The organism is Parvibacter caecicola, from assembly GCF_003725335.1.
Taxonomy (GTDB): domain Bacteria; phylum Actinomycetota; class Coriobacteriia; order Coriobacteriales; family Eggerthellaceae; genus Parvibacter; species Parvibacter caecicola.
In genome coordinates this window covers 36,904-62,180 of record NZ_QIBY01000011.1, presented here as the reverse complement: position 1 = coordinate 62,180, position 25,277 = coordinate 36,904, and the positions used below count along the sequence as shown (strand labels likewise).

The following is a 25,277-nucleotide window of genomic DNA, read 5'->3' as shown; positions in this document are numbered from 1 at the left end:
CCCGGGGCCAGCCGCTCTTCCATGGCCTATAATTCCCCCGATGCATGAAACCAGAGAAGGAGCGAAGCCATGCACGCCCTCGTGGTAGAAGACGACGCCGCCATCGTGGCGGCCCTCACCAGCCTGCTGAAGTCGCAGAACATCGATGTCACCAGCACGGCCACCCAGTCGGGCGCCTGCCAGCTTCTGGCCGAGCGCAGCTTCGACATCGCGCTTCTGGACGTCACCCTGGCCGAAGGCAGCGGCTTTGTGGTGTGCGCCGCCGCCCGCAACGTGGCGCCGGCCATGCCCATCATCTTCCTCACCGCCTCCGACGACGAATACTCCACCGTGGCAGGGCTGGACATGGGGGCCGCCGACTACATCGCCAAGCCCTTCCGCCCCCGAGAACTGCTGTCCCGCATCCAGGCGGCGCTGCGCCGCTCGGCGCCCGAGCAAAACGTGCTGGAAGCCGGCGACGTGCGGCTGAACATCACCTCCGGCACCGTCACCAAAGCGGGGGCAGAGGTGGTGCTCTCGGCGCTGGAGTACCGGCTCTTGCTGTACTTCCTGCAGCACAAGAACCGCGTGATCACCCGCGAGAACCTACGAGACGCCATCTGGGACTCCGCCGGCGAGTACATTTCCGACAACGCCCTGAACGTGTACATGAAGCGGCTGCGGGAAAAAGTGGAAGCCGATTCCAGCAACCCGCAGATTCTGGTCACCGTGCGGGGGCTGGGATTCAAGGTGTGCGGGTAAATGGGCAGCACGTCCACCCTGTTGCGCCAATGCTTGGCCCTGGCGCTGCTCACCTCTGCGCTCACCTGGGCCGCGCCGGCCGAAGCGAAACCGTGGACAGCGGCCACCGGCGCCATCGCGCTTGCGTTCTTCGCCGTCATATCGCTGCTGCGCCACCGCCGGGTTCAGCAGCTTACGGCGCAAATCGACGAGGTGCTGCACAGCGGCCGCACCGTGCGGTTCGAGAAATGCCGCGAAGGGGACGTGGCGGTGCTGGCCAACGAGCTGGAGAAGATGGTGGCGCGGCTGGCCCGGGCCACCGACGCCCTGCAGAAAGAGCGCGGCGCCCTGGCAGATTCGCTGGCGGACGTGTCCCATCAAATCCGCACCCCCCTCACCGCCGCCCAGCTGATGCTGGCCGCCATCGAGCAAGAAGACGACCCTCGCCGCCGCAAACATCAGCTGCGGCAGCTGGAAAGCCAGATGGAGCGCATCTCCTGGCTGGTGACCACCCTGCTGAAAATCGCGAAAGTTGACGCCGGCGCCATACGGGTGCAAGCGAATCCCGTGAACGTGGCCCAATGCATGAGGCGGGCCGCCAGCCCCCTGGAAACCGCCCTCGACCTGCGCGATGTGGCGCTGGAAACGGACATACCCCTCGATGCCGCATTCACGGGCGATGAGCTGTGGACCGCCGAGGCTATCGAGAACATCCTGAAGAACTGCATGGAGAAAACCCCTGCCGGGGGCCACATCCGCGTGAGCGCCTGCGAAACCCCGCTGGCCACCACCGTGCGCATCACCGACACCGGCCCCGGCATCGCGCCGGCCGACCTGCCCCGCATCTTCGACCGCTTCTACCGCGGCGACGAGGGGCAACCCGCGCCGAGCAGCAGCGAAGACAGCGCTGTGCGGCTTTCCGCCGCCGCTCCCGAAGGCTTCGGCATCGGGCTGTCGCTGGCGCAGGCGCTCATCAGCGCCCAGGGAGGCACTCTGCAGGCGGCCAACGGCGGCCACGGGGGCGCCGAGTTCACCCTCACCTTCCCCAAGCTGGTGGTATAGGCAAGATGACCGTTTAGTAATGGACGCGTCATAGGGCAGTAAGCCCCCTTCCTCATACTTTTCTTGGCAACATATCCGAAGAAAGGCAGTTTCGATATGGACATCCTTACCGTAAGCCACCTGACCAAGACCTATGGCGAAGGGGAAACCGCCACCGTGGCGCTGAACGACGTGTCGCTTTCGGTGGCCGAAGGCGAATTCGTGGCCATCGTGGGCAGCTCGGGGTCGGGCAAATCCACCCTGCTGCACCTCATCGGCGGCGTGGACCGCCCCACCAGCGGACGGGTTATGGTGAACGGCATCGACGTGTACAGCCGCAGCGACGAGGAGCTGGCGGTGTTCCGTCGCCGCGAGGTGGGGCTGGTGTACCAGTTCTACAACCTAGTGCCAGTGCTGAACGTGGTGGAGAACATCACGCTGCCGGTGGCGCTGGACGGGCGTCCCGTGAACCAGCAGAGGCTGGCCGATCTGGTGGCCAAGCTGGGGCTGCGGGGGCGCGAAGGGCACCTGCCCAGCCAGCTGTCCGGCGGCCAGCAGCAGCGGGTGGCCATCGGGCGGGCCCTCATGAACGCCCCGTCGGTGCTGCTGGCCGACGAGCCCACCGGCAACCTGGACACCAAGAACAGCGCCGATATCATGCAGCTTTTGCGCGCCTCCAACCGCGAGCTGGGGCAAACCATGCTGGTGATCACCCACAACGAGGAGATTGCCCTGGCGGCCGACCGCATCATCGCCATCGAAGACGGCCGCATCGTGCGGGACGAGAGGATCCGCCGATGAACGCCATGACCACCTTCACCTTGAAGTCGCTGCGGGCGAACAAGGTGCGCACGCTGGTGACCATCGCCGGCGTGGCGCTGGCGGCAGCGCTGCTCACCGCGGTGCTGACCAGCTACACCAGCCTCATGGACATGATGTACCGCGGCGAGGCCCACAGCGGCGGCACCTGGCAAGCGCAGGTGCAGTCCAACAACCTCAATCAACTGGAGGACGAAGCGAAAGAAGCCCTGGACAGCGGCGCCATCACCACCTTCGCCGCCCTGGAGAACGTGGGTTTCGGCCAGCTGACCGACGAACAGAAAAACCAAATCGGCTACTACCTGCCCATCGCCAACATCACAGGCGACGTGGAACAGATCTGCGCCATCCGCCCCAGCGAGGGGCGGCTGCCCCAAGCGCCGGGCGAAATCCTGCTGTCTTCCATTTGGCAGCAGACCGATCAGCCGGTAAAGCTGGGCGATACCCTCACTTTGCCCGTGGGCCAGCGGCAAGCGGTGGAAGTCGACGACGAGAGCCCCTCCGTGGACCAAACACAGTGGAGAAGCGCAGAGGATGCCCAGCGCCGCAGCACCATTGAAGCCGGCAGCCTGCTGGACTCTTCCATCGGCTACCTCAACGCCGCCCTTGACGGCGACTCTCTCAACGAGCAGCTGACCAACCTCCAAGAGCGCACCTTCACCGTGGTGGGCTTCTACAACGATGTCAACTACTGCTCCAACACCAACGTGGGGCTGATGGCCTTCACCTGCGGGGAAACACCGCTTGAAGGGATGACCGCCTTCGGCTATGCCACTTTGGACGACGCCAGCAGCTCCGCTCAAATCGAGGAACGCATTGAAGGGGCCTTCCCCACCTCCCCCGTCACCCGGCTGCACACTGCCATGCTGCGCTATATGGGCATCAACACCGGCGGTGCCATCTGGGACACCTTCTACGGCATCATGACCATTCTTGCCGCCGTTATCATTGTCTCCTGCGTATCGCTCATCTACAACGCCTTCGCCATCTCGGTGGCGGAGCGCTCGGGGCAGTTCGGTCTTTTGGCCTCAGTGGGCGCATCCCGCGGCCAGCTGCGGCGGGCCGTTGTCACCGAGGCGCTGGCGGTGGCGCTGGTGGGCATTCCGCTAGGACTTCTGGTGGGCATCGGCGGCTGCGCCGTCACTTTCTACTTCCTGGGCGATGGCATCGCCACCCTGTTCAGCGGCAATAGCACGGTGCCCTTCCGCCTGGCAGTGGAGCCGATGGTGCTCGCGGCGGTGCTGGCGCTCACTTTGGTAACCGTGCTGTTCTCGGTGTTCGTGCCCGCCTGGCGCGCCAGCCGCACCAACATCATCGACGCCCTGAGGGGGCGCCAAAGCCGGCGCGCCTCCAAGAAAGGCGAGAAGCGGGCCGCCCGCGCCACCGGGCCCTCCCAACTGTGGCGCCAGCGCGGCATCGCCGGACGTGTGTTCGGCATAGGCGGCACACTGGCCCGCACCAACCGCAGGCGCGGCGCCTCAAAGGGCACGGCCGCATCCGTTTCGCTGGCGCTGGCCATCGTGCTACTGATGACCGCCGGTTCGCTGTCAACCTTCCTGGGCACCCTGGCCGATGTGGCTTCCGGCGGCGGCATGCCCGAGGGGGACGTGGCCGTTAGCGCCGGCTTCATGTCCCCCTCCGAGGCCAAGCGCCAGAACTTGCGCAACGGCAGCTACGACACCCAAACGGCCACCCAACCGGCCACGGCGCAGGAGGCGGCCGAGGTGGCGCAGGCCCGCTTCGCCCAGCAGGCGACCATCTTCGCCGAGGCCTACAAAGCCCTCTCCGCCGTGCCCGATGCCGAAGCCATCGGATGGCGGTTGGACTCCTTCGCCCCTGTGTCCATGGATGCCTCCATGGTGAGCAGCCACCTCGTCGCGGAAAACGGCGAGACGTCCCTTGCCAGCGACGGTGTGGCCGAGAACGGCAAATTCAACACCCACGCCCTGTTCGTCTATCTCGACGACGCTGCATTCGATGCGTACGCCCGCCAGCTGGGCCAGAACCCTTCCGACTATTACAACCCCGACCATCCGCGGGCCATCGCCATCGGCCGCGCCTACGGCAACAACGGTATCAGTTACACCCTCATCGACACCGTCACCAACACCGGCACCGTTCAAGTGACGCTGGCGGGGGTCTACAAAGGGCGCGTGGTGGACGGCTTCGCCGTGGGCGGCCGAAACGAAAACGGCGACCTGACCCGAGAAATAACCCCCTACTTCATCAGTGACGACGATTCCCGGCCCAGTGTTTCCGACGATGAGATGCTGGCCGGCACCCAGGTGGCCACCTACGACGTGGAGATCGCCGCTATTGCCGACGAGGCACCAGCCGCTTTAGGCGGGGGTGGCGAAGGGGTGCAGCTGGTACTGCCCATGTCCATGGCATCATCCCACGCGTTCTTCCTCCACGACCCCTCGTTCCACGGACTCTTCAACACCCCCGAAGGCGAGTCGGCGGAGGTGGCGCAGGCGCTCATCGACCGCCTCGGCGACACCCTGGCCGACCAGGACCAATTCACGGTGAGCTTCCTGTATATGAACGACTATGCGACCGGGCTGAACCAAAACCAGATAATGGCCACAGTGGTGAACGTGTTCTGCTTGCTGTTCACTGTTATCTTGGCCCTCATCGCCATGGCCAACGTGTTCAACACAGTAACCAACGGCCTTATCCTGCGCCAAAGAGAATTCGCCGTCATGCGCTCCATCGGCTTGGCGAACCGCCAGTTCCGTCGCATGATTGCCAGCGAGTGCGCCACCTGGTGCCTGCGGGGTCTCATTCCCGGCAGCCTGATCTCCCTGGCCGTGGCTTACCTGCTCTACCAGCAGGTGGCCGGTTCCTTGAAGGGATTGGCCTTCTTCCTGCCCTGGTCCTATGTAGCGCTAGCGGCGGCCCTCACCGCTTGCACCATCCTCGCGTCGGTGGCTTACGGCATGCACCGCTGCAAAGCCGCCAACCTGGTGGAAGCCCTGCGCACCGACAGCGTCTAAACTCACAGGGGCCGCGCCGGTCAAGCCCGCCGGCGCCCCCGCTTCCCCAATGCAGCACCCCACCGGAGTGGTGTAAGCGCTGTCGGCACGGGAAGTGACGGTGCCCCACCAAATCGATGCCCCCAGACAGCGCCCCCCTACCAAAGCCGTCAAAACATGTTGTGTACCGCGTTTTGGCAGCTTTGGTAGGGTTTTTCGACACAATTTAGCAACTTTGGTAGGAAAAAAGCGATCTCGGCCACAATGTCCAGAATGGAGCCTGCGTTTTCCCTGTTCAACAGCCTGTACCGGTTGCGGCCCTCGGCTCCCTGAACCAACCTACCTACCAAAATTGCAGAATTGCGATTGGCAATGCACGTTTTGTCGGTTTTGGTAGCTCACAGCCAATGGCGAGCGGGCCGATAAGCCGGGTTCTGTCGTTGGACGGCCATTTATCTGCGACGGACGTCACCGCCCGCCTTTAGCACGCAACCCGAACGCACGGAAGGGCAGCCGTATGGCGTTCCTATTTGCGCTTGCTCCAGATGGGGTTTGCCAAGCTGCGCCGTTACCGACGCACTGGTGCGCTCTTACCGCACCGTTTCAGCTTTTCTCTCGCCCGAAAGCAAGGGAGTTTTCTTTTCTGTGGCACTGATCCGTCGGGTTGCCCCGCCCAGCCGTTAGCTGGCATCTTGCCCTTAGGAGCCCGGACTTTCCTCACGCTTTGATAGCGCGCGACCGCCTGGCCCACTCGCCTGTGGTATTTTATATCAATCGAACACGGTTTCTCCCGAGATTGGAACAGCAACATCATGACCACCTGTGCACTGGTTGGGGCCTCCGAATTCAACAGCACTCACTTCCTCGAAGCGGCCCAGGGTGGGCTGTTCGACTACGTGATTGCCGTTGATGGCGGTTACGGGGCGCTGAAAGCCATCGGCGTTGCGCCCGACCTCGCGCTGGGGGACTTCGACTCGCTGGGCTACACCCCCAAAGACGTGCGCACCTGCGTGTTCCCTTCTCACAAGAACGAAAGCGACATGGAGTTGGCCCTCAAACGGGTGCAGCGGCGCAAAATGGACGAAGCGGTAATTTACGGCGGCCTGGGCGGGCGGCTGGACCATACACTGGCCAACCTGCAACTGTTCGCCGCCTATTCCGAAAAGGGGCTTTCCATCACTGCGGTGGGGCTGAACGAACAGATTGCCTTCCTCACCGGGCCCGGCACCTTCGAGATACCGGCGCTGGAGGCGGGCACGGTGTCGGTGTTCGCCATGAACGACCGCTGCCGGGGGGCGTTTGAAGTGGGCATGGCCTATCCGCTCGAAGAGTGCACCCTCACCAACCGCACCTCGCTGGGGCTTTCCAACGAACTGCACGGGGAAGCCGCCGTGGTAGGCGTTGAGAAGGGCACGCTAGCCATTTTTCTGCCGGTTTAGGGCGTCCTCAGGCAGTGGAGCCGCCCTTCAGCCGACGCCCCGCCTTGCCGCGGATTTCCGAAAACTCGATAGCCCACACGTCGGTGATGTCCCATTCCCGCTGAATGGCGCCGCCGATTTCATGCTTGAACTGAGGGCAGTACTTCATGCACAGGGCCACCAGCGCCTGGCGCACCTCCACCGCATCGGTCACCTTCGCGATGGTGCCGCCGGCTACCACCGATGCGAAGCGGGTGGTGAAGAACGTTTCCTCGTAAATGGGCTCCACCTCGGTGGCCACCGCCACGCTCACACGGGCATCCCGCTGCCAGTCGTCAATCTTGTGCCCGGGGCGCTTGCCCGTGTGGATGTACATCTTGCCGTCCATCATCACGTAAGACAGCGGCACGCCGTAGGGGGTACCGTCGGCGTCTACCGTAGACACCACGGCGTACTCCCCCGCTTCCAGTATCTCCAGCGCTTCCTCGCACGAAAGCTCGCGCTCCTTCATTTGCATGGGATAACTTTGGGTCATGCGTTGCCTCCTTCGGTCGGCCACGGGTTTTCACCGACGCCGTGCAAAAATCGATCAAGCAGGAGTATAAGCTCTTTTGTGTTCAGAGGTTTTGTGGCATGGGCCGTCATGCCGGCTTCCCGCGAGCGACGGTACATCTCCTCGAAAGCATCGGCAGTGAGCGCGATAATAGGCATCTGAGCCACGTCGGCCCGCGGCAGCGCCCGGATGGCGCGAGTGGCAACGTCCCCCTCCATACGGGGCATGCGCATGTCCATCACCACGACATCGAAATAGCCTTCGGGCGATTCCGCTACCGCTTCCACCGCCTCGTCGCCGTCTTCCGCCAACTGGAAGCTGAACCCGAAATCCTCCAGGATCGCCCCCATCATTTCACGGGACAGCTCGTCGTCATCGGCAATCAGCACTCGCAGGCCGTCGAAGCGGATGGAACGGTAATCCCCCTCCCCCGCGGCCCCCGGCGATTCCACCGGCTTCGAGCGGTTCAGCCTCAGCGGCAGCAGGATGTCGAACTGGGTGCCAGCCCGCAGTTTGCTCTTCACCGAGATGGTGCCTCCCAGCAAGTCCACCAGGTTCTTGGTAATGGTCATGCCAAGGCCAGTGCCCTCCGTTTGTGGCGCACGCCCCATGCTGTCCCGTTCGAAAGGCAGAAACACGCGGTCGAGGAAGTCGGTCGACATGCCGCAGCCGTCGTCGCGCACCACCACTTCGTACATGCCGGCGCCGTTGGGGGAAACCGCCCCCTCCAGCACCAGCAAGTCCACGCACCCGCCCTCGTCGGTGTACTTGAGAGCGTTACCCACCGTGTTCAGCATGATCTGCTTAAGCCGCAAAGGATCGCTCAGCACGTGACGATGCTTCACCTTGGATGCATCCACCGTAAAGGCGATGCCCTTTTCCTTTGCTTGACCCGCAAACACATCGCGTACCTCTGCCACCAGCTGCACCAGGTCAATCGCCTGTTCGCTCAGCACCATTTTGCCGCTCTCGATGCGATTCACGTCCAAAATGTCGTTGATGAGATTCAGCAGATGATTGCTGGAAAGCCGAATTTTCTCCAAACTGCTAACCATGCTGTCCGAATCATCCAGATGGGCCAGAGCCAAATCGCAATAGCCCATGATTGAATTCAGCGGCGTGCGCAGGTCATGAGAAATATTGGTGAGAAAGGTGGTCTTCGACTCGTTGGCATGCTTGGCCACCGCCAGTGCCGTTTCCAGCGCCTCGCTTTGGTCCATCTTCTTTTGCACCTCATCGTTGATGTTGCGGGCCGCCAGCACCACGCCGCGGGCTCCTTCGCCAGTTTTAATCACCCGCAACTCGATGAACTGCTCTTCGCTGCCAAACAACCGCTTGAACACCACCGACAAATCAGCCGGCGCCCCAGGGCCACCCTCGGCATAACGGCGCAGTGCTTCCAGGTTCAGATGGGCAAAAACCTCTGCCTTGTGTTCGCGCGCCACGTAGTTGGCACAGTAGTCCTCCAGCCAGTCCCCATAGGCCATCCCCCCTTCAATGACCTTGGCGAAGTACGCCGCCACCTCGGTGCGCACCAGATAGGGCTCTATCCTGTCCTGAGTCAGATCAACGTTGTAAAGAATGAAATACTCTGCGCTCAGGCCTTCAATTATCTCCGAACGACGGGCACTGGCGGCCTGCGTCTCCTTCAATTGGGTGATGTCCTCTAAAAACCCCGTGGCAAACCGGGAAGCGGCTGTTGTCCGCGAGAGGCTGATGCGAATCCAGCGGCCATCGCGCAACTCTTCCTCGAACAGCACCTTCGCACAATGGGACGGGAGCTCCTCTATGCCCTCACGCACCCGCCGAACCGCATCGCCGTCGAACAAAGCGGTTGCGAATTCCTCGACGCTCAGGTAACTGATGTCCAGCCCACACGATTCCCGCGCAGGCTCGGTGAGCAGCAAAAGCCGGGTACGGGCTTCGTAGAAAAACATACCCGCCGCCACGCTTTCCATTGCGGAATGAGAGTGGGTCATCCAATTGGTTATGTCTTGCAATTCGTAGCCGCAATATCCCTCCATGATAGGGAAGACAACCACGTTTTGGAATGTGCGATAGGCCACCGATACCGTTTCAAACTCCACCGCCTCGCCTTGATATGCAGCGCGGTAGAAGTAATCAAGCCATGCGCGATCGCCATCGGGCCATATCTCATAAATGTTGCGACCCCGCAGATCGTCGGGGGCGCAGTCGGCTGTTGCTGCCATCGCCGAGTTTAGGTACTCAATGGTCACATCAGCAGGGTTCCCTTCGGCGTCTAAGTGCACGCGGGCAATGCCAAAGGGCCTCGTCGAGCGATCGAAGATGATCTTGCTGCTCTCCAAGACTTCGTTCACGAAGCTCTCCTGTCTGTCGTTATGCAGTTCCCACACAAACGCACCGAGCCAACACGCCCCGCCCGGTGCGGTTCCTAATTGTAAGCATTTTCACTTCGCACCACATGCGAATATGCCCCCTCACCCATTGCACACGTTTTCCGTACGCCGCCCTGCAGCCCAAACCCCGCAACGAGCCCCGGTGCGCGCGCCCTGCGGCGCAAACCGCGCAGCGAATCTCGAGCGGCTCCACCCGCGGCGCAAGCCCCGCAACGCAAATCCCACAGCGGGCCTCGGCGTGCCCCCCTGCGCTGCAAATCCCATGGCGAGCCTCAGTGCCTCCCCTGCACCGCAAAATCTCGCAGCGAGCCCGGTGCGGCTCCCCCTGCGGCGCGAATTCAACGGCGGCACAGCAGCCCCGGGCACCACGCACCCCTCGGGCCCCCTGAACCCTCCCTGAATAAAGGGCCGTTTTGTCACGCCTCGAGCTTTTCCCGTCAAAAACCTCCGTTTTTCCGAGGAGCATCTGGCAAAAGAAGGCGTTATTCAGAGCGAATCGGCCCGACCCCCCCCCGATTCTCGGAAAACCGGCATTCTTGTCACCGACCTGCTCGGAAGAAAGGTCCTTTTTGGCACAAAACTCATCCGCCGTGACAAAACGGGGCTTAATTCCGAGAGACACCAGCGCTTCCTTTGGTTCTCAGCCCTCATTGTCGAGAACTACTGGCAATCGGGCAACGGCTCCCCAAAGAAAAAGCCTCCGAGCGCCGGCGTGCTCTACAGTTATCGCCATCGGAATATCGGCAAACGTCACTGGAGGATGAACTATGGAAATCAAGAACGTTGTTGTGGCCGGAGGCGGCGTGCTGGGCAGCCAGATTGCGCTGCAGAGCGCTTACAAGGGCTTCAACGTGTCCGTATGGCTGCGCAGCGAAGCTTCTGCGGAGCGGGCGCGACCGAAACTGGAGCGGTTGCGCGGCATATACAAGCAAACGCTGCAAGCGATGAAAACGAATCCCGCCGCTTATTGCCGCGGCCTGGCGGATTCCCCCGACACGCCGACAGAACAGCTGGACGCCCTCATCGCGAAAGTGGATGCAGCGGCTGACAGCATCCGGTTTTTCACCAGCGAGCAAGAGGCCTTTTCCGCTGCCGATTTGGTTGTTGAGGCCATCGCCGAAGTGATTGGGGAGAAGGAGGCGTTCTATGGCTCCATCCGCAACTTGCTGCCGCAGCGGGCCATCCTCTGCACCAACTCCTCCACGCTGCTGCCCAGCGCCATGATGGAGTTCACAGGGCGCCCCGATCGCTTTTTGGCGCTGCACTTCGCCAACAACATTTGGAAGAACAACACCGCAGAAGTGATGGGCACCGCCAAAACCAGCGCCGAATCGTACCAAGCGGTAGTGGATTTCGCCCGCGCCATTGGGATGATTCCCCTGGAACTGAAGAAGGAGCAGCCGGGATACCTGCTGAACAGCATGCTGGTGCCGTTTTTGAATGCGGCCGAGGCGCTGCTGGCCAACGACGTGGCGGATGTGGAAACCATCGACAAGGCCTGGATGCTGGGCACCGGCGCGCCCTTGGGCCCCTTCCGCATTTTAGACATCGTGGGGCTTGCCACTGCCTACAACATCGTGGCCGCCAGCCCCGCCGCGCAGGAGCCGGGCTCCACTGCCCAGCGCATCGCCGCGCTGCTGAAGGCCAAGATTGACGAGGGCAAAACGGGCATCAATGCCGGCGAGGGCTTCTATCGCTACTAAGAGGTGGCGCCCGAAGGGATTTTTCGCACAGTGACAAAAAATTTCTTGACGGGCAAAGGCGCCTTCAGTAAAGTATTTAGTCGCGCTTGCAGCTACTGCAAAACGCAAGAAGATGCTTTTTGGGGTGTCGTCTAATGGCAGGACAGCGGTTTCTGGTGCCGTATGTGAGGGTTCGACTCCTTCCACCCCAGCCATTCTTGCAGCAGCGATAAGTTTGTGTATAATAGCTTGGCGCTAAAACGTGGCTCCGTCGTCTAGCGGTTTAGGACGCCGCCCTCTCAAGGCGGAGGTCGCCGGTTCGAATCCGGTCGGAGCTACCAGAAACTACAAGGTCAGAACCACTTTCGGTTCTGACCTTTTTCTTTGCTTGGGCCAGGCTGTCAAAATGCGGTCCGGTGCGCCTTTAAGCCGCCGCAAGCCAAATCGGGCCGCCCCCAAGGGAGCGGCCCGTTCGCCTTTCGCACGGCTGGCTAGCGTCAGTTTAACAGCTCCTCTAGCACCGCCTTGTCCCTTTGCAGGTAAGCAGCGGCCATGGAGGCGATGGCACCGTAGAAGCGGTCGCCGTAGTGCTCTTGCCCGCCATCGGCGAAGCCGCTCATCCATTCAGCAGATGGTGCTGCAAAAAGTCCAGCGACGCCTCTTCCCCCCAGCCTCCCTTGGGCTAAACCTTGACTCGAAGTTGAAACCACGGATTGTATTTTCAATGCCAAGACTATTTGAGCTCAATAGAGACACATGACAACATCGACGATTCGACTAAGAACAAGACGAAAAGCGTTAGCCCGCGTCATAAAGGCAGCGAAAAACAATCAATACGCCAAACACAGGGGATCCATTCCTCTAAAGGAGAGCGATGCAGATCTTCCGGTTCTCCAATCTGCAAAAGCACCAGCTACTTGGACTATAGGAATGAGCACGCCGCCAAAAACACCATGCACCGCTAATTTGTCCGTAGAAACGACAAGGACGACAATTGCAATCGGAAGAAAGGCGAAGAAACCAAAGGCGATTGCCGTCGGACTGCTTGGTTCAACGCCCGAATATCCCCGAATTACCCAAAAGCAAATTAGAACCCAGTTAGCTATCCAAAGCACAACAAGCAGGGCAAGAACCTTTCCCGGAAATTTCAACGACCTCCAAAACCTTGTCACAAAAGATGATTCTTGCTGATTGCCGCTATTAAATTCGCCCAAAACGCGTCCTTCCACTTAAAACCTTATCGTAGGATAACGCCCCCCTTTCTAACCCGGTTGCCCAATGACTTGCGGCTTTGAGACGAGCCCGAACAGCACACCCATGGCGAAAACGGGGTTGATAGTTCAATGCTCCACCAGAAGCAAAAGGAGCGTAAGCACTGGAGTACCTGCATCGACGCGAAAACACAAAAAAGCCCCCGCCGAGGCGGGGGCCGTCAAGGCTGCCGATCTGTGCAGGGTTAGTCCACGTCCTCGAATTCGAAGGCGTCGGCATCGCCGAAACCGGAAAGGTCCTTCTCGTAAGGAGAGGCCACAGCCGCCTCAGCCGCCACAACGGCGTCGGTGGCCTGCGGGGTGGTGTAGCTCACCTGGCGGGGGGCCGGGTTCACGTACTCATCGATTTCGAACTCGTTGGTAACGCCCGGGGCAGCGGCGGGCACGAAGTCGGCGGGCTCCACCGCGCGGCTGTCGGCACTGATGGAGGCCAGCTTGCGAGAGGCGTCGGTGATGATGTCCTTCAGCATCACGCTGTAGGCATCGCGGGCGGTCTCGCGGTCGTCCTGCAGACGACGGATGGAATCGATGACGTTCTGGCGATCCACATTGGCGCGGTCGATGATGCGCTGGGCCTCTTCGCGGGCATCGGCGATGGTCTCGCTGGCCTGAGCATTGGCCTTCATGATCACCTCGTCGGCGGTGCGCTGGGCGATGATGAGCGCCTGGGCCACTGCATTGTCGTCGGCGCGCTTCTCGTTCAGCTGGCGTTCCAGGTCGTTGATGCGGGAGGCCTGGTCGGCAATCTGCACGTCGAAGTGCGAGGTATCAACCTCTTCCACAACGGCCGCCTGCATGGCCACCGGAGCAACGGCGGAAGTTTCCTGGGCATCGTAGAGCTGATTCTGCAAACGGGTGATGATGTCGTTGAGCTGGTCAATCTCGTCGGCAACATGCTCAAGGAACACATCCACCTCATCGACATCGTAACCCTTGCGGTCGATGGAGAAGCTCTGGTTGTGGATATCGTTGGAAGTAATGCTCATGTTTTTTCCCTTCACGGTGAGCTTGGCCGGTTTTGCATCGAGCAGCCCGAAGGGGCTACAGGATGACAACAATCAGACGTGCAACCAATTGTAATACAATCAAGGCGATGATGGGGGTAACGTCCACCATTCCTCCAAGGGGCGGTATAAGCTTTTTGAACAGGTTAAGATACGGGTCGCACACCTGTCCCAGCACTTTGTAAATGTCCCCCAAAAGCCCCCCGTTGTGCACGGGAAGCCAGGACATCAGCACGTACACGAAAATGAGCATCGAGTACAGGTCCACCAAACGGATAAGCAGGTACGTGAGCATCTTTTCTCCTTGCCAGAACGCCGTTCAGCTACAGAAGGCCCTGGGCGCGCAGGCTGTCCCGCTCGCCATCGGTGAGGTCTTGCAGCCGCGTGAGGGCAAACACCTTTTCGGCCACCACGTCCACCGAGGCATCCAGGGCGGCGGCGGCGCCGAACGAGAAGTCCAGCACGCGCTTGGCCAGGTCGGGCGCCGTGTTACGCAGCACCAGCACCACCGCGTTGCCCACCTTCAGCCCCTTGGCCACCTCTTCGGCATCCGCATAGCTGGAAGGCGTGATAACCACCATCTTGCGACCGGAAGACGGGGCGCCGAACAGCGAAGACGCACCGCGGGAGGCGCTTTCGCCACCGGAGGCGCGGCCGTCGGGAACCGTAGAGGAAAACAGGGCGTTCACGCCTTCAGAGCCACGGCGTCGCGAGGCGGCAGCGGCTTCGGCGGCAGTGCCCTCGGGGGTCATCTGGGGCGGCAGGGTGGAATCCACCATGGTGCGGCCCCCCACCGAACCCCCACGCAAGGTGACGCGGGCATCGGCCGCGCTGGTAACATGGCGCGGCGGCAGCGGATCGCGGTTCAGGCTTTGGGGCACCGTGGTGTTGGCGCGCACGTCTTCGTAGGAAACCAGGCGCGGCGTAGAAGACACCCGGGTGGTGGGACGCGATGTGGAAGACAGGTAGCCGTCATCGGGGGCGGTGGCGTACTCGTCGTACTCGGCGTAACCCTCGTCGTAATCGTCGTAGTCGTCGTCGTAGTACTCGTCGTCGTAGTCGCCCTGTTGGTCTGCGAAGCCCAAGCGGGCCTTGATGCCGCCAAACATGCTTCTTCCGTCTCTCATGAGGCCAACCTCCTTGCTGCGTTTACCCTGTATTCAGAGGCCTGTTGTGTCCACGGTACCATACCGCGGCTATTCCGTGAAATTATCGCTGAAAATAGCACGACCAATGCGCACCATCGTGGCTCCTTCGGCAATTGCCACCGGCCAATCCTCGCTCATTCCCATGGAAAGCTGATCGAAGGCCACAGCCTCGGGAGGCGTCAGCTGCGCCCGCACCTCATCTGCCACCCGCGCCAGCCCCCGGAAGGTTTGGCGCGCCGCTTCCCGGCTGCCCTGCGGGGCCATGGTCATAAGCCCCCGCACCCGCAGCCCCTCGATGCTGCAGCAGCGCTGCACGAACTCGACGGCGTCCGCCGGGGCAATGCCGCTCTTCGACTCCTCGCCGGAAACGTTCACCTCCACCAGCACGTCCTGCACCTTGCCGAGGCCTTCGGCAACGCGGCCGATTTTCTCGGCATGATCGAGGTGGTTGAGAGAGTGGATCATAGTGGCGCAGGGCACGATGTCGCGGATACGCCGCGATTGGATGTTGCCAATGAAGTGCCATTGCACCTCGGGGAAGGCGGCGTACTTTTCCATTATCTGGTCGGGCCGGTTCTCGCCGAACACGGTGCAGCCGCCCTCGATGGCCTCCTGCACTCCTTCCAGCCCCACGGTTTTGGAAACCGCTATCAGGGCCACGTCGCCCGCAGCGCGGCCGCAAGCGGCCGCCGTTTCGGCCACCTCTTGGCGCATGTCCCGATAGCGCTGCTCAATGCCCATTTCTATTCTTCCTTTCTACCGGCGAACGCCCCGTGGCGGCCCGTGCGCCCACCGCTTTCACGGTATGAGAAGTACTCATCGGCGCTGCAAGCGGTGCACTCCCCCGCCGACGCGATGCGCTGCGGCACCAGCCCCGCCTCTGCGAAACTGGCCCGCACCGCGGCCTCCAGGCTGAGATGCCCGGGCAGCGGGGCGCATGCCTTGCCGTAGCCGTCAACGAACCGGGAAATCACGTCTTCACCGCATTCATAGCATTTTGCCATGATGTGGGGGCCGATGTAGCCGTTGTAATCAGATGGAGAAAAATCCGACCGGGCCGCTTGCGCGTCCAACTGCGCCACCGCCCGCACCGCTTTGGCGGGGATGCCCGCCAGCGCCCCGCGCCAACCGGCGTGGGCCACGGCGAAGGCGCCGGAAGGGGAAACCACCACTACCGGCACGCAGTCGGCAAAGCAGAGCAGGGCCGTAACGGCCGGCACCCCCACAGCAAGCCCGTCGGCCCCCTCGGCCCCGGCCCGCGCCGTTGCCTCAAGAACGGCGGGGGCAGCGCTGGAAACCGTCAGCACCCGGCTACCGTGCACTTGGTTCAGGGTGAGCAGCGCCGTGGCGTCCAAATCGGCCGCCGCCAAAAGCCGGCGGCGGTTCTCCTCCACAGCCGGCAGGCTGTCCCCCACGTGCGACCCCAGGTTCAGCGAATCATAGGGAGGTTCGCTCACCCCGCCCATGCGGCGGGTGAAGCCCATGCGCACGCCGGTGGCGGCGAACAGCGGCTCGTCGGTCAAAAAAGACAGGCCCGCACGAGTGCAGGCCTGAAGTGCAGGTTCGGGCAGCTTCATGAAGCCACGCATCAAAGCAGCTTAGCGCTGACGCTTCAGGAAGTCCGGGATGTAGTCCTCGTCGGAGAAACGTTGCGAAGAGGACGCCGTAGTGGTAGTGCTGCTATAAGTGGCGGAGCTGGAGGTGCTCACCGTGGAAACGGGAGCGGCCGGCTCGGCGGTGGAAGCGAACAGGTCTTTGCGGGGGCTGAAGTCAAAGGAGCTCTGGGCGGCGGCGTTGTTGGCCTTAAAGCCCGTGGCGATGACGGTGATGCGCACCGCGTCCTTCATGCCCTCGTCGATAATCTGGCCGTAGATGATGTTGGCGTTCTCGTCGGCGCAGGACTCCACCGTGCGGGCCGCCTCGGACACCTCGGTAAGGGTGAGGTCGGGACCGCCGGCGATGGAGAACAGCACCCGCGAGGCCCCCTGGATGGAAGACTCCAGCAGGTTGGAGTTGGTGGCCTGCTGCGCCGCGTCCAGCGCGCGGTTCTCACCGGTGGCGATGCCGATGCCCATCATGGCCGTGCCGGCGTCCTTCATCACCGAACGGATGTCGGCGAAGTCGAGGTTGATCAGGCCGGGGATGGTGATGAGGTCGGTAACGCCCTGGATGCCCTGGCGCAGCGTGTCGTCGGCGATGCGGAAAGCGTCGATCATGGAAGTTTTTTTGTCCACGATTTCCAGCAAACGGTCGTTGGGGATGATGATGAGGGTGTCCACCTTCTGGGCCAGAAGATCGATGCCCTGATCGGCTTGGTTGCGGCGCACGCGCCCTTCGAAGGAGAAAGGCTTGGTGACGATGCCCACCGTAAGGGCGCCGATTTCCTCGCGGGCGATTTCGGCCACGATGGGGGCAGCACCGGTGCCGGTGCCGCCGCCTTCGCCGGCGGTGACGAACACCATGTCGGCCTCGGCCAGCGCCTCGCGAATCTCGTTGCGGCTCTCCTCGGCCGCCTGGCAGCCCACCTCGGGGTTTGCGCCGGCGCCCAGGCCGCGAGTGAGCTCTTCGCCGATATGGATGGTTTTGTCGGCGTCGGACATGAGAAGGGCCTGGCGATCGGTGTTGATGGCAATGAACTCAACCCCGCGAACGCCAGCTTCCACCATGCGGTTCACGGCATTGGTGCCGCCTCCGCCAACTCCGACCACCTTGATAACCGCCAAGTGATCCGCACCCATATTGTTTGGCATTGTTTCCTCCACACCTGTTGCGTTTAACTGCTGCGTTTTAGATAGCTTGCTTTGGCATATGCCCCTATTTGGAACATTGCCCACGTGAAAGTGCATTTTACAAGAAGTGGCCTTGTATTCAACTCAAAACGCTAATATTTAGTAATCTGGCACCTAAAACTCAACCCAAAAGGCGACCGCCGGAAAAAGCCGGGGCCCGCCAGGCGCTTAGCTCTCGCAGGATGGGGCTACACCGCACGCCACGTAGGCTTGCTCACCACGCGCACGTTGATGTAGGCCACCTTGTCGGGGTTCTGCTCCATGATCTGCAGGCACACCCGCTCCTTCTCGCGGATGTCGTCGGCCGTGCCGAAGGCGATCTGGATGCCGTTGCTCAGGGTGAGCAGGGTGGACTCAGCGTCAGTGGCCTGCACCTTCACAATGGCGTCCGCCAAGTCGGTGGTAAGGCCGTTCAAGATGGAAAGGGCGTTTTCCACGTTCTCGTCGGTGCAGGTGGAGCCGATCTCGGGGATGAGCCCGAAGGGAACGCCGGTAATGGTGAGCACCGATTCGGCGTCCTCGTAAATCTGCGGGCTGATGGAAGCCCCCAGCTCAGAATCCTTCTCGGGGATGGGCATCAGCCATACGCCATCGGAGGCGATGGCCCAAGGCTGCACCGCTTTGGCGTCGGAGGTCATCACTTCCACCACGGCGGCGATGTCCCGCTCGGTGACGTCTATCACCAGCGTATGGGGAAACACCCGCCGCACCGTTGCGGTTTCCACCCAGGCGTCCCGCTCAAGGCTGCGAGCCACTCCCCCGGCGTCCACGCTGAGCAGGGTGGCCCCTTCCGGGATGCTCACCAACGCCTGGATGTCGGCATCGGTGAGGTGGGTAGAGCCGCTCACCTGCACGTCCTCCACTTTCAAGATGGGAGAAAAGTACAGCACCAACCCCAGGGCCAAGAGGCCGGCCGCCACTGCCGCCGCTGCCACCAGGCGGCTGATGGATTTCTGAGCCTTCTGGCGAAGCCGCATCTCCCGCTCGGAGCGGCGAATGTCGCCGATGGAACGGGAGCTTATGTTGGGCCGGTAGGTGGAAGGGGTGCCGGAGCGGGGGGCGCCGCCGCGAGCAGGGCGCGCCGACGGCGAGTCGCTGCGAGCAGGGCGCGCCGCGCCGGAGCGCCGCGAGGTCGCAGAGCGGGCCGAACCGCCGCGGGCCGAAGACGGCCGGGAGGCGCCGGCGCTGCGGCGTGCAGACGGCTTCGATGCCGCAGGACGGGATGCCCTAGAAGCCGAGGAAGCGGACTTCTGGCGCGAGTTCGATGCCATGAGCCTCCCTCACCTTCTGCTGGATGTCCCGCATCAGCGACGCCATGTCGGCGGCAGTGGCGGCACCGTTGTTCACGATGAAGTTCGCATGCTTGTCGGAAACCTGGGCATCTCCGCAGGCGACGCCCTTCAGCCCCAGGCCCTCTATCAGCTGGGCGGCCGAAGCCCCCTCGGGGTTTTTGAACACGCTGCCGCAGCACATCTGCCCCAGCGGCTGGCTTTGCTGGCGGCGGGCCAAGGCCGCCTCCATCTTTCCGCGGATGTAGAAGGGGTCGCACTGATGGGCCTGCAGCTCGCATTCCACCACCACGCCGGAAATCCCCGACGTGCGGTAGCCCCAGGCGATGGCGCTGCCGGGCAGCTTGCCCAGGTGCCCTTCGGCATCCATCACGGTTACCGAGCGCACCGCCGAGCTCATCCACTCCTCCCGGGTGCCGGCGTTCATGGCCACAGCGCCCCCCACAGTGCCGGGGGTGCCCACGGCAAATTCCAGCCCCTGCCAATTGCGGCGAAACGTCTCCTGCACCACCGCCGACAGCAGCGCTCCGCCGCCGGCCACGATGGAGCAATCGTCTTCATCCACTTGGATGCTGCGGAAATCGCGCCCCAGGCTGATCACCACGCCGCTGAAGCCCTCGTCGGCTACCAGCAGGTTGGAGCCGCGCCCCACCACCGTCCAGGGAATGCCCTCCCGAGTGCACAGCGAAACCACCGCCGACAGCGCCGACACCGACCCCGCCCGCACGTAGAAGCGGGCCGGACCGCCGATGCGCAGCGTGGTATGACGGGCCATGGGCTCGTTGGGGTAAACGTCCGCATCCAGGCGGTCGTCCACTAAAAGCGATTGCAAAGGAGACGCGTGCCGTGCCACTGCCGCCCCTTAGGAAAGCTCGTCCACAATTTGAGGGCCAATGGCGTTCACGTCGCCCGCACCCATGGTTATCACCAAATCGCCCGGCTCGGCCGTCTCCACTATGGCCGGCACCACATCGATGCGGCGGGGAACGTAGCGGGCCATCTCATAGCCGTGGCTGGTAACCACCTCCATGAAGGTGGCGCCATTCACGCCGGGCACCGGCGCTTCACCGGCCGGGTACACGTCCATGAAGGTGACCGAATCTGCTTCGTCGAAAGCAGCGCCGAATTCGTCCCGCAGCACCTCGGTGAACAGCGGGGCCCGCGAATAGCGATGGGGCTGGAACAGCACGTGCACGCGGTTGAAGTCCAGCGCCTTCGCAGCTTGGATGGTGGCGCGGATTTCGGTGGGATGATGGGCGTAGTCGTCCACCACCGTAACGCCGCCGGCCTGCCCCACCAAATCGAAGCGGCGCCGCACGCCGGCGAACTCGGCCAGCTTTTCAGCGGCCGCCCGCACGTCCACCCCCAGCGCCCACAGAAGCGTGAGCACCGAAGCGGCGTTGGCCACGTTGTGCATGCCGGGGTTCTGCTTCACGCTGCCCTCCACCAGAGTGCCGTCCGGGAGCGCCAAGGTAAACCGGCTGCCCACGCCCGCGGCGCTGGCGGCCACGATGCGGGCATCGCTGTCTTCGGCAAAGCCATAGGTGATCACCCGCTTGCTGGTTTCGCGGGCGGTTTCCACCAGCGCCGCGTCGTCGGCGCACACCACCACCGGGCCCCCATCGGGCACCGATGCGATGAACTCGCGGAATTTGCGGTAAATCTCCTCCAGGCCGCTGTAATGGTCCAGATGATCCGCCTCGATGTTGGTGACAATCACCGCCGCAGGGGAAAGGTAGGTGAAGGATTTGTCGCTCTCGTCCGCTTCCACCACGTAATAGCGGCCGGAACCGCTATGGGCGTTGGTGGCCCAGCTGCGCACGATGCCTCCCACCAAAAACGTAGGCGAAAGCCCCAGAGCGTCCAGCGTATGGGCCAACATGGAGGACGTGGTGGTTTTGCCATGGGTGCCTGCCACCGCCAGGGTGTCCAGGCCCTCTCCCAGCTTCGCCAGCATCTGGGCCCGGTGCACGATGGGCAGGCCGCGGCGATGGGCCTCCATCAGCTCGGGATTGTTGTCCAAAATGGCGGTGGAAACCACCACAGTCACATCGCCCTCGGGGATGTTCTCGGCTCTTTGGCCGATGAACACGTCGATGCCCGCCTCTTCCAGCTGCTGGGTGTAGCGGCTGCCGCGCAAATCGGAACCGGACACGCGAAAGCCCTGGTCTTTGGCCACCCGCGCGATGCCGCTCATACCAACGCCCCCCACGCCAATGAAGTGAAGGGCCCCTTTGCCGCCAAATTCCATAGTCAATGCACCTTTTCCGTTCGCGCCGCGCCGTACCGTTCGTATCGAATGAGCCATTTTACTTTATCGGCTAGGCTTTGGCGGACTCCTCCACAACATCGGCCAAGTTGCGCGCCGCATTCACCGTTGGCTGGCGCCGCGCCGCCTCCGTCATCTGCGCCCGCAGCTGCCCGTCGTCCAGCAACCGGTTCAGCTTGGCGGCGAACTCCGCCCCGGCCAGCTGGTCGTCCGCCAGCCAATCGGCGCAGCCCGCCTCCACGTAGGAGCGGGCGTTTTTCGTTTGGTGGTCTTCGGTGGCATAAGGATAGGGCACCAACAGCGCCGGAATGGCCAAGGCGGAAATCTCCGCCAGCGACGTGGCGCCGGCCCGCGAAACGATGACATCGGCCGCCGCCAGCGTCTCCCCCATTCGGTCCTGATAGGCCAAAAGCTGCCAGTGGCGCTTCTCGTCTTCCGTAAGCGCCAGCGCCTCGGCCACGCGATCGTATTCCCTGGGGCCGGCGATGTGCACCACCGACAGATTGGGGCGCCCCAGCAGTTGCTGCTTCAGGGAAACCACCGCGTCGTTTATGGAGCGGGCCCCCAAACTGCCCCCGAACACCAGCAGCATCAAATCGTCCTCGGGGATGCCCAGCATCCTGCGCCCCTCCGCCCGGCTGGCCTCCGCCACGCTGCGGCGCACCGGGTTTCCGGTAACCGTCACACGGCCGGCCCCTTTGGCCTGGCCGGCACATTCGCCGTAGGTAAGAGCCACGGCGGCCGCCTTTTTCGACAGGAACTGGTTGGCCATGCCCATGTGGGAGTTCTGCTCGTGCAGCACCACCGGGATGCCCAGCTGCTCGGCGGCGCGGGCCACGGGGATGCACACATAGCCGCCGAAACCCACCGCCACATCGGGCTTCACTTCAGCGAACCACTTCTTCGCCTTAGCGGTGGACCGGGCAATTTTCGCCACGCCCTTCGCCAGCGAAGCCGGATGGCGCCGATTGAACCCGCTGGCCTCGAAGGCCGTGAAGGGGATGTCGGTCTGCCCCACCAGCCGCGCCTCCACCCCCTGGGGTGTGCCGGCGAACAGCACCTGGTGGCCGCGGCGCTTCAGCTCTTCCGCCAGCGCCAAAGCCGGATTGATGTGGCCAGCGGTCCCCCCGCCCGAGAGCACTATCACCATTGCGCTACCGCCTTTCTACCTCCTGCGCCTGGCCCGCGAGGGCGCCGGCGCGCTCTTCACCACGCGCAGGTTGTCGCGCCGCTGCTCGTACACGGACGCCCTGCGGCTTCCGTGGGAAACCGACAGGATGAGCCCCACCAAAATGAACGAGGCCATCACCGAAGAACCGCCGCTGGACACAAAGGGCAGCGGCTTGCCGGTGGTGGGAAGGGCGCCGATGGCGCTTCCCATGTTCAAAAACGCCTGGCCCACCAGCATGATGGTGGCAGAGCCGGCAATCATGGCCCCCAGCCCATCCGGCGCGCTTTCGGCAATACGCAAGCCGGACACCAGCAGCCCCAAAACCAGCGCCAGCACCACCAAGCCGCCCACCAGCCCCAGCTCTTCGATGATGATGGAGTAGATGAAGTCGCAATCGGAGGCGAACAGGTACTGGAACTTCTCATGGGAACCGCCAAGCCCCCGTCCGAACAGGCCGCCGCTCACGATGGCGATGTAAGAGCGGGTCATCTGGTACCCGTTGCCCAGGCCGTCCTTGCCGTCGTTGAAGGGGTCGAGGAACACCAAGCGGTCGCTGCGGTAGCCGCTGCGCAGGATGGCGAAGGCGGCGAACACCAGCAGCGCCACAAGCACGCCCCCCACGATGGAGGCCCGCACGCCGCCGAACCACAGCACCGCCACGATGGCCAGCGCCAGCACGGCGGTGGTGCCCAAGTCGGACTGGGTGAAGAACAGAAACATCAACGGCACCAACACCCCCACGATGAAGGCGAGGGCCGTGGCCTTCGGATCGAAGGCGCCGCTGTCGTACATGTAGTAGATGTAGATGGAAGTGAGCAGCAGGCCTATCTTGGCGAACTCGGAGGGCTGAATTTGCACGATGCCGATCTTCAGCCAGCGTTGGGCGCCGTTCACATCAACGCCTACCACCGCCGTCAGCACCAGAAGCACCACCGAGATGGCCCACACCACCCACACGAAGTTGGTGGCCCACAGCCGGTAGGGCAGCGCCTTCCACACAATGAGTCCCATCCCAATGCCGATGACGGCGTAGAGCGCCTGCATTCCCACGTCGCGGAACATGTTGCGGCCCCCGGCCACCGCATCGATGGAGGAGGTGGAATACACCATCACCAGCCCCATCAGCGTGAGGCCCGCCACGCATACCAGCATGAGGATGCGCGGCCCCTGCAACTGGGCGGAGTTGTCGGAACGGGAAGCCACGGGCGCTACTCCCCCCTCGCGGCCGCGCGCTGGGCCACTAGGGCCTTGAACACATCGCCGCGCTCTTCGAAGCAGGAGAACTCGTCGAAGGAGGCGCAGGCGGGAGAGAGCACCAGCACGTCGCCGGGCACCGCCGCGCTAAGCCCCGCATCCAACGCCGTCTCCATCCCCGGTGCCTCCAGCACCTGCAGCTGCGGCACCCCCTGGGCCCGGAACGCCTCCAGGAAACGCTCCCGCGCCTCCCCGAAACACACCACTGCCTTGGCATGGCTGTTGCAGGCCCGAACCAACGGCTCCAAATCGGTGCCCTTGTCGCGGCCCCCCAGCAAGATGACGGGGCGCTTGGGATCGAAGGCGCCGATGGCGGCCAGGGTAGCGTCAACGTTGGTGGCCTTGGAGTCGTTGAAGCAGGCCACGCCGGCCACGGTGCCCGCCGGCTCGATGCGATGGGCAAGCGCGGTGAAGGTGGCAAGCCCCGCCGCCACGCTCTGCGCCGAAACCCCTACCGCCAGCGCGGCCGTCGCCGCTGCCAGAGCGTTCTCGCAGTTGTGAATGCCCTCCAGCTGAAGCCGGTTCCGGGGGATCAGGGCATGCTCGGCGCCGTCCAGCGCCACCGTGAGAACATCCCCGTCCAAAAAGGCGGCGTTTTCCGAGCCGCACGCTTTCCGCATGTCCTGCCCCAGGCCCCCTTTGGCCCCGATGGGCACATAGGAAAACCCGCGAGCGCTGCCTTCTGCCTTCAGCTGACGCACTTTCGTTCGCGTTTCATCGTTCACCGCGCCAATAACCGCCACGGCCCCTTCCACGGAGGGCAGGTTTGCCAGCAGCTTCCATTTGGCTTCGGCGTAGGCCTCGTGGCTGCGGTGCCACGCCAGGTGATCGGGGGTGATGTTCAGCACTACGGCCGCGTTGGGGGCGAAGTTCACCGTGGAAGCCAGCTGATAAGAGGAAACCTCCGCCACGTAATGGCTGTAGCGGCCCGAGGCCACCGCCTGGATGCAGGTGTCGCCGATGTTGCCCACCGCGCATGCGGCAAGCCCCGCCTGCTGCAGCAGGTGGCGGGCAAGGGCGGTGGTGGTGGTTTTGCCGTTGGTGCCGGTCACCGCCACCCACACGGCGTCGCTTCGGCTTTCGCGCCAGGCGAACTCCACCTCGCTCACCACCTCGCCAGAGGCCCGCTTCGCCGCCTGGTAAAACGGGCTGAACTGGGAAATGCCAGGGCTCGCGATGCACAGCTCGAAGGGGCCGGCCACTTCTTCGGTGTCGAAGAGCACCTGGGCCCCCGCCCGGCGCACCCCCTCGGCCCACGCCTGCGCATCGGCGTTGGAAGGGCCAGCGTACACCGTCAGCTGCTCCAAGCGGCCCCCCAGAAGGGGCACCAGGTACTCGGCTACGGCGCGGCCGCTCTTCCCCAGCCCCAAAACCGCAACGCGCCCCAGCTGCGCCGGGGCCTGCTTTCTTCCCTCTATCATTTGCTGAACCGTGTTCGCCACCATGTCCACCCATCCGCCGCCGCCCGCGCGCCAGCAATTCCATCGCAAAAAGAA

22 protein-coding genes, 2 tRNA genes and 1 other RNA gene are annotated in these 25,277 nt (G+C 63.2%); 8 read left to right on the top strand and 17 right to left on the bottom strand.

What is annotated here, in order from left to right; all coding sequences use genetic code 11:
* Positions 1 to 69: 69 nt before the first annotated feature.
* The 4 genes from DMP11_RS07135 to DMP11_RS07120 all read left to right on the top strand — a co-directional run bounded on the left by DMP11_RS07135 (position 70) and on the right by DMP11_RS07120 (position 5,576).
* Positions 70 to 741 carry a response regulator transcription factor gene (locus DMP11_RS07135; protein WP_123185813.1) on the top strand — a complete coding sequence of 224 codons (672 nt, stop codon included), beginning with the start codon at positions 70 to 72 and terminating at the stop codon, positions 739 to 741.
* On the top strand, positions 742 to 1,782 hold the full coding sequence (locus DMP11_RS07130) for a sensor histidine kinase (protein ID WP_123185812.1): 1,041 nt from the start codon (positions 742 to 744) through the stop codon (positions 1,780 to 1,782). It begins immediately after the preceding gene.
* Between the two features lie 96 nt (positions 1,783 to 1,878).
* Complete coding sequence (locus DMP11_RS07125; RefSeq protein ID WP_123185811.1) at positions 1,879 to 2,562, top strand: ABC transporter ATP-binding protein; 684 nt, start codon at positions 1,879 to 1,881, stop codon at positions 2,560 to 2,562.
* Positions 2,559 to 5,576, top strand: coding sequence for an ABC transporter permease (locus DMP11_RS07120; RefSeq protein WP_123185810.1), 3,018 nt, complete (start codon positions 2,559 to 2,561; stop codon positions 5,574 to 5,576). Before DMP11_RS07125 ends, DMP11_RS07120 begins: the two co-directional genes overlap by 4 nt.
* Before the next feature lie 386 nt (positions 5,577 to 5,962).
* Here the strand turns inward: DMP11_RS07120 and rnpB are convergent.
* Positions 5,963 to 6,309, bottom strand: an RNA gene (rnpB, locus tag DMP11_RS07115) — RNase P RNA component class A.
* A gap of 58 nt (positions 6,310 to 6,367) precedes the next feature.
* Between rnpB and DMP11_RS07110 the strand changes: the two genes are divergently transcribed.
* Positions 6,368 to 6,994 carry a thiamine diphosphokinase gene (locus DMP11_RS07110; RefSeq protein WP_123185809.1) on the top strand — a complete coding sequence of 209 codons (627 nt, stop codon included), beginning with the start codon at positions 6,368 to 6,370 and terminating at the stop codon, positions 6,992 to 6,994.
* 7 nt (positions 6,995 to 7,001) lie between these two features.
* Here the strand turns inward: DMP11_RS07110 and DMP11_RS07105 are convergent, their stop codons facing one another.
* The gene (locus DMP11_RS07105) at positions 7,002 to 7,508 is read right to left on the bottom strand and encodes a pyridoxamine 5'-phosphate oxidase family protein (RefSeq protein ID WP_123185808.1); all 507 of its coding nucleotides are present in this window, start codon (positions 7,506 to 7,508) and stop codon (positions 7,002 to 7,004) included.
* Complete coding sequence (locus DMP11_RS07100) at positions 7,505 to 9,865, bottom strand: ATP-binding response regulator (protein WP_123185807.1); 2,361 nt, start codon at positions 9,863 to 9,865, stop codon at positions 7,505 to 7,507. Before DMP11_RS07100 ends, DMP11_RS07105 begins: the two co-directional genes overlap by 4 nt.
* 806 nt (positions 9,866 to 10,671) lie before the next feature.
* Between DMP11_RS07100 and DMP11_RS07090 the strand changes: the two genes are divergently transcribed.
* From DMP11_RS07090 to DMP11_RS07080, 3 genes are all read left to right on the top strand, one after another.
* The gene (locus DMP11_RS07090) at positions 10,672 to 11,607 is read left to right on the top strand and encodes a 3-hydroxyacyl-CoA dehydrogenase (RefSeq protein ID WP_123185805.1); all 936 of its coding nucleotides are present in this window, start codon (positions 10,672 to 10,674) and stop codon (positions 11,605 to 11,607) included.
* A 120-nt stretch (positions 11,608 to 11,727) separates the two neighbouring features.
* Positions 11,728 to 11,801, top strand: a tRNA-Gln gene (locus DMP11_RS07085).
* Positions 11,802 to 11,850: 49 nt separating this feature from the next.
* Positions 11,851 to 11,927: transfer RNA gene (locus tag DMP11_RS07080), tRNA-Glu, on the top strand.
* A 156-nt stretch (positions 11,928 to 12,083) separates the two neighbouring features.
* Here DMP11_RS07080 and DMP11_RS10620 read toward each other — a convergent pair.
* From DMP11_RS10620 to murD, 14 genes are all read right to left on the bottom strand, one after another.
* Positions 12,084 to 12,206: a hypothetical protein gene (locus DMP11_RS10620; protein ID WP_257432221.1), complete on the bottom strand. Its 123-nt coding sequence runs from the start codon at positions 12,204 to 12,206 to the stop codon at positions 12,084 to 12,086.
* 210 nt (positions 12,207 to 12,416) lie between these two features.
* Entirely contained in the window at positions 12,417 to 12,800 is a 384-nt protein-coding gene (locus DMP11_RS10235) for a hypothetical protein (protein ID WP_148041110.1), read from the bottom strand.
* Positions 12,801 to 13,042: 242 nt separating this feature from the next.
* Positions 13,043 to 13,843, bottom strand: coding sequence for a DivIVA domain-containing protein (locus DMP11_RS07075; RefSeq protein ID WP_123185804.1), 801 nt, complete (start codon positions 13,841 to 13,843; stop codon positions 13,043 to 13,045).
* A 55-nt stretch (positions 13,844 to 13,898) separates the two neighbouring features.
* The gene (locus DMP11_RS07070) at positions 13,899 to 14,156 is read right to left on the bottom strand and encodes a YggT family protein (RefSeq protein WP_123185803.1); all 258 of its coding nucleotides are present in this window, start codon (positions 14,154 to 14,156) and stop codon (positions 13,899 to 13,901) included.
* 28 nt (positions 14,157 to 14,184) lie between these two features.
* Positions 14,185 to 14,988, bottom strand: coding sequence for a cell division protein SepF (locus DMP11_RS07065; protein ID WP_123185802.1), 804 nt, complete (start codon positions 14,986 to 14,988; stop codon positions 14,185 to 14,187).
* A 69-nt stretch (positions 14,989 to 15,057) separates the two neighbouring features.
* On the bottom strand, positions 15,058 to 15,750 hold the full coding sequence (locus DMP11_RS07060) for a YggS family pyridoxal phosphate-dependent enzyme (RefSeq protein WP_123185801.1): 693 nt from the start codon (positions 15,748 to 15,750) through the stop codon (positions 15,058 to 15,060).
* Positions 15,751 to 15,752: 2 nt separating this feature from the next.
* Entirely contained in the window at positions 15,753 to 16,586 is an 834-nt protein-coding gene (locus tag DMP11_RS07055; protein ID WP_214646954.1) for a purine nucleoside phosphorylase YfiH/LACC1 family protein, read from the bottom strand.
* Positions 16,587 to 16,607: 21 nt separating this feature from the next.
* Complete coding sequence (ftsZ, locus tag DMP11_RS07050; RefSeq protein WP_123185799.1) at positions 16,608 to 17,759, bottom strand: cell division protein FtsZ; 1,152 nt, start codon at positions 17,757 to 17,759, stop codon at positions 16,608 to 16,610.
* 227 nt (positions 17,760 to 17,986) lie between these two features.
* Positions 17,987 to 19,069: a cell division protein FtsQ/DivIB gene (locus DMP11_RS07045; RefSeq protein ID WP_123185798.1), complete on the bottom strand. Its 1,083-nt coding sequence runs from the start codon at positions 19,067 to 19,069 to the stop codon at positions 17,987 to 17,989.
* Entirely contained in the window at positions 19,026 to 19,940 is a 915-nt protein-coding gene (gene murB / locus DMP11_RS07040; protein WP_214646953.1) for a UDP-N-acetylmuramate dehydrogenase, read from the bottom strand. The genes DMP11_RS07045 and murB overlap by 44 nt, the downstream gene beginning before the upstream one ends.
* A 9-nt stretch (positions 19,941 to 19,949) precedes the next feature.
* Positions 19,950 to 21,338, bottom strand: a complete 1,389-nt coding sequence (gene murC, locus DMP11_RS07035; RefSeq protein ID WP_123185797.1) for a UDP-N-acetylmuramate--L-alanine ligase — start codon at positions 21,336 to 21,338, stop codon at positions 19,950 to 19,952.
* 70 nt (positions 21,339 to 21,408) lie between these two features.
* Positions 21,409 to 22,506, bottom strand: coding sequence for an undecaprenyldiphospho-muramoylpentapeptide beta-N-acetylglucosaminyltransferase (gene murG, locus DMP11_RS07030; protein ID WP_123185796.1), 1,098 nt, complete (start codon positions 22,504 to 22,506; stop codon positions 21,409 to 21,411).
* Between the two features lie 15 nt (positions 22,507 to 22,521).
* Positions 22,522 to 23,730, bottom strand: coding sequence for an FtsW/RodA/SpoVE family cell cycle protein (locus DMP11_RS07025; RefSeq protein ID WP_214646952.1), 1,209 nt, complete (start codon positions 23,728 to 23,730; stop codon positions 22,522 to 22,524).
* Positions 23,731 to 23,735: 5 nt separating this feature from the next.
* Positions 23,736 to 25,202 (bottom strand): UDP-N-acetylmuramoyl-L-alanine--D-glutamate ligase, encoded by a 1,467-nt coding sequence (murD, locus tag DMP11_RS07020; RefSeq protein WP_214646951.1) that lies wholly within the window; start codon positions 25,200 to 25,202, stop codon positions 23,736 to 23,738.
* Positions 25,203 to 25,277 lie beyond the last annotated feature (75 nt).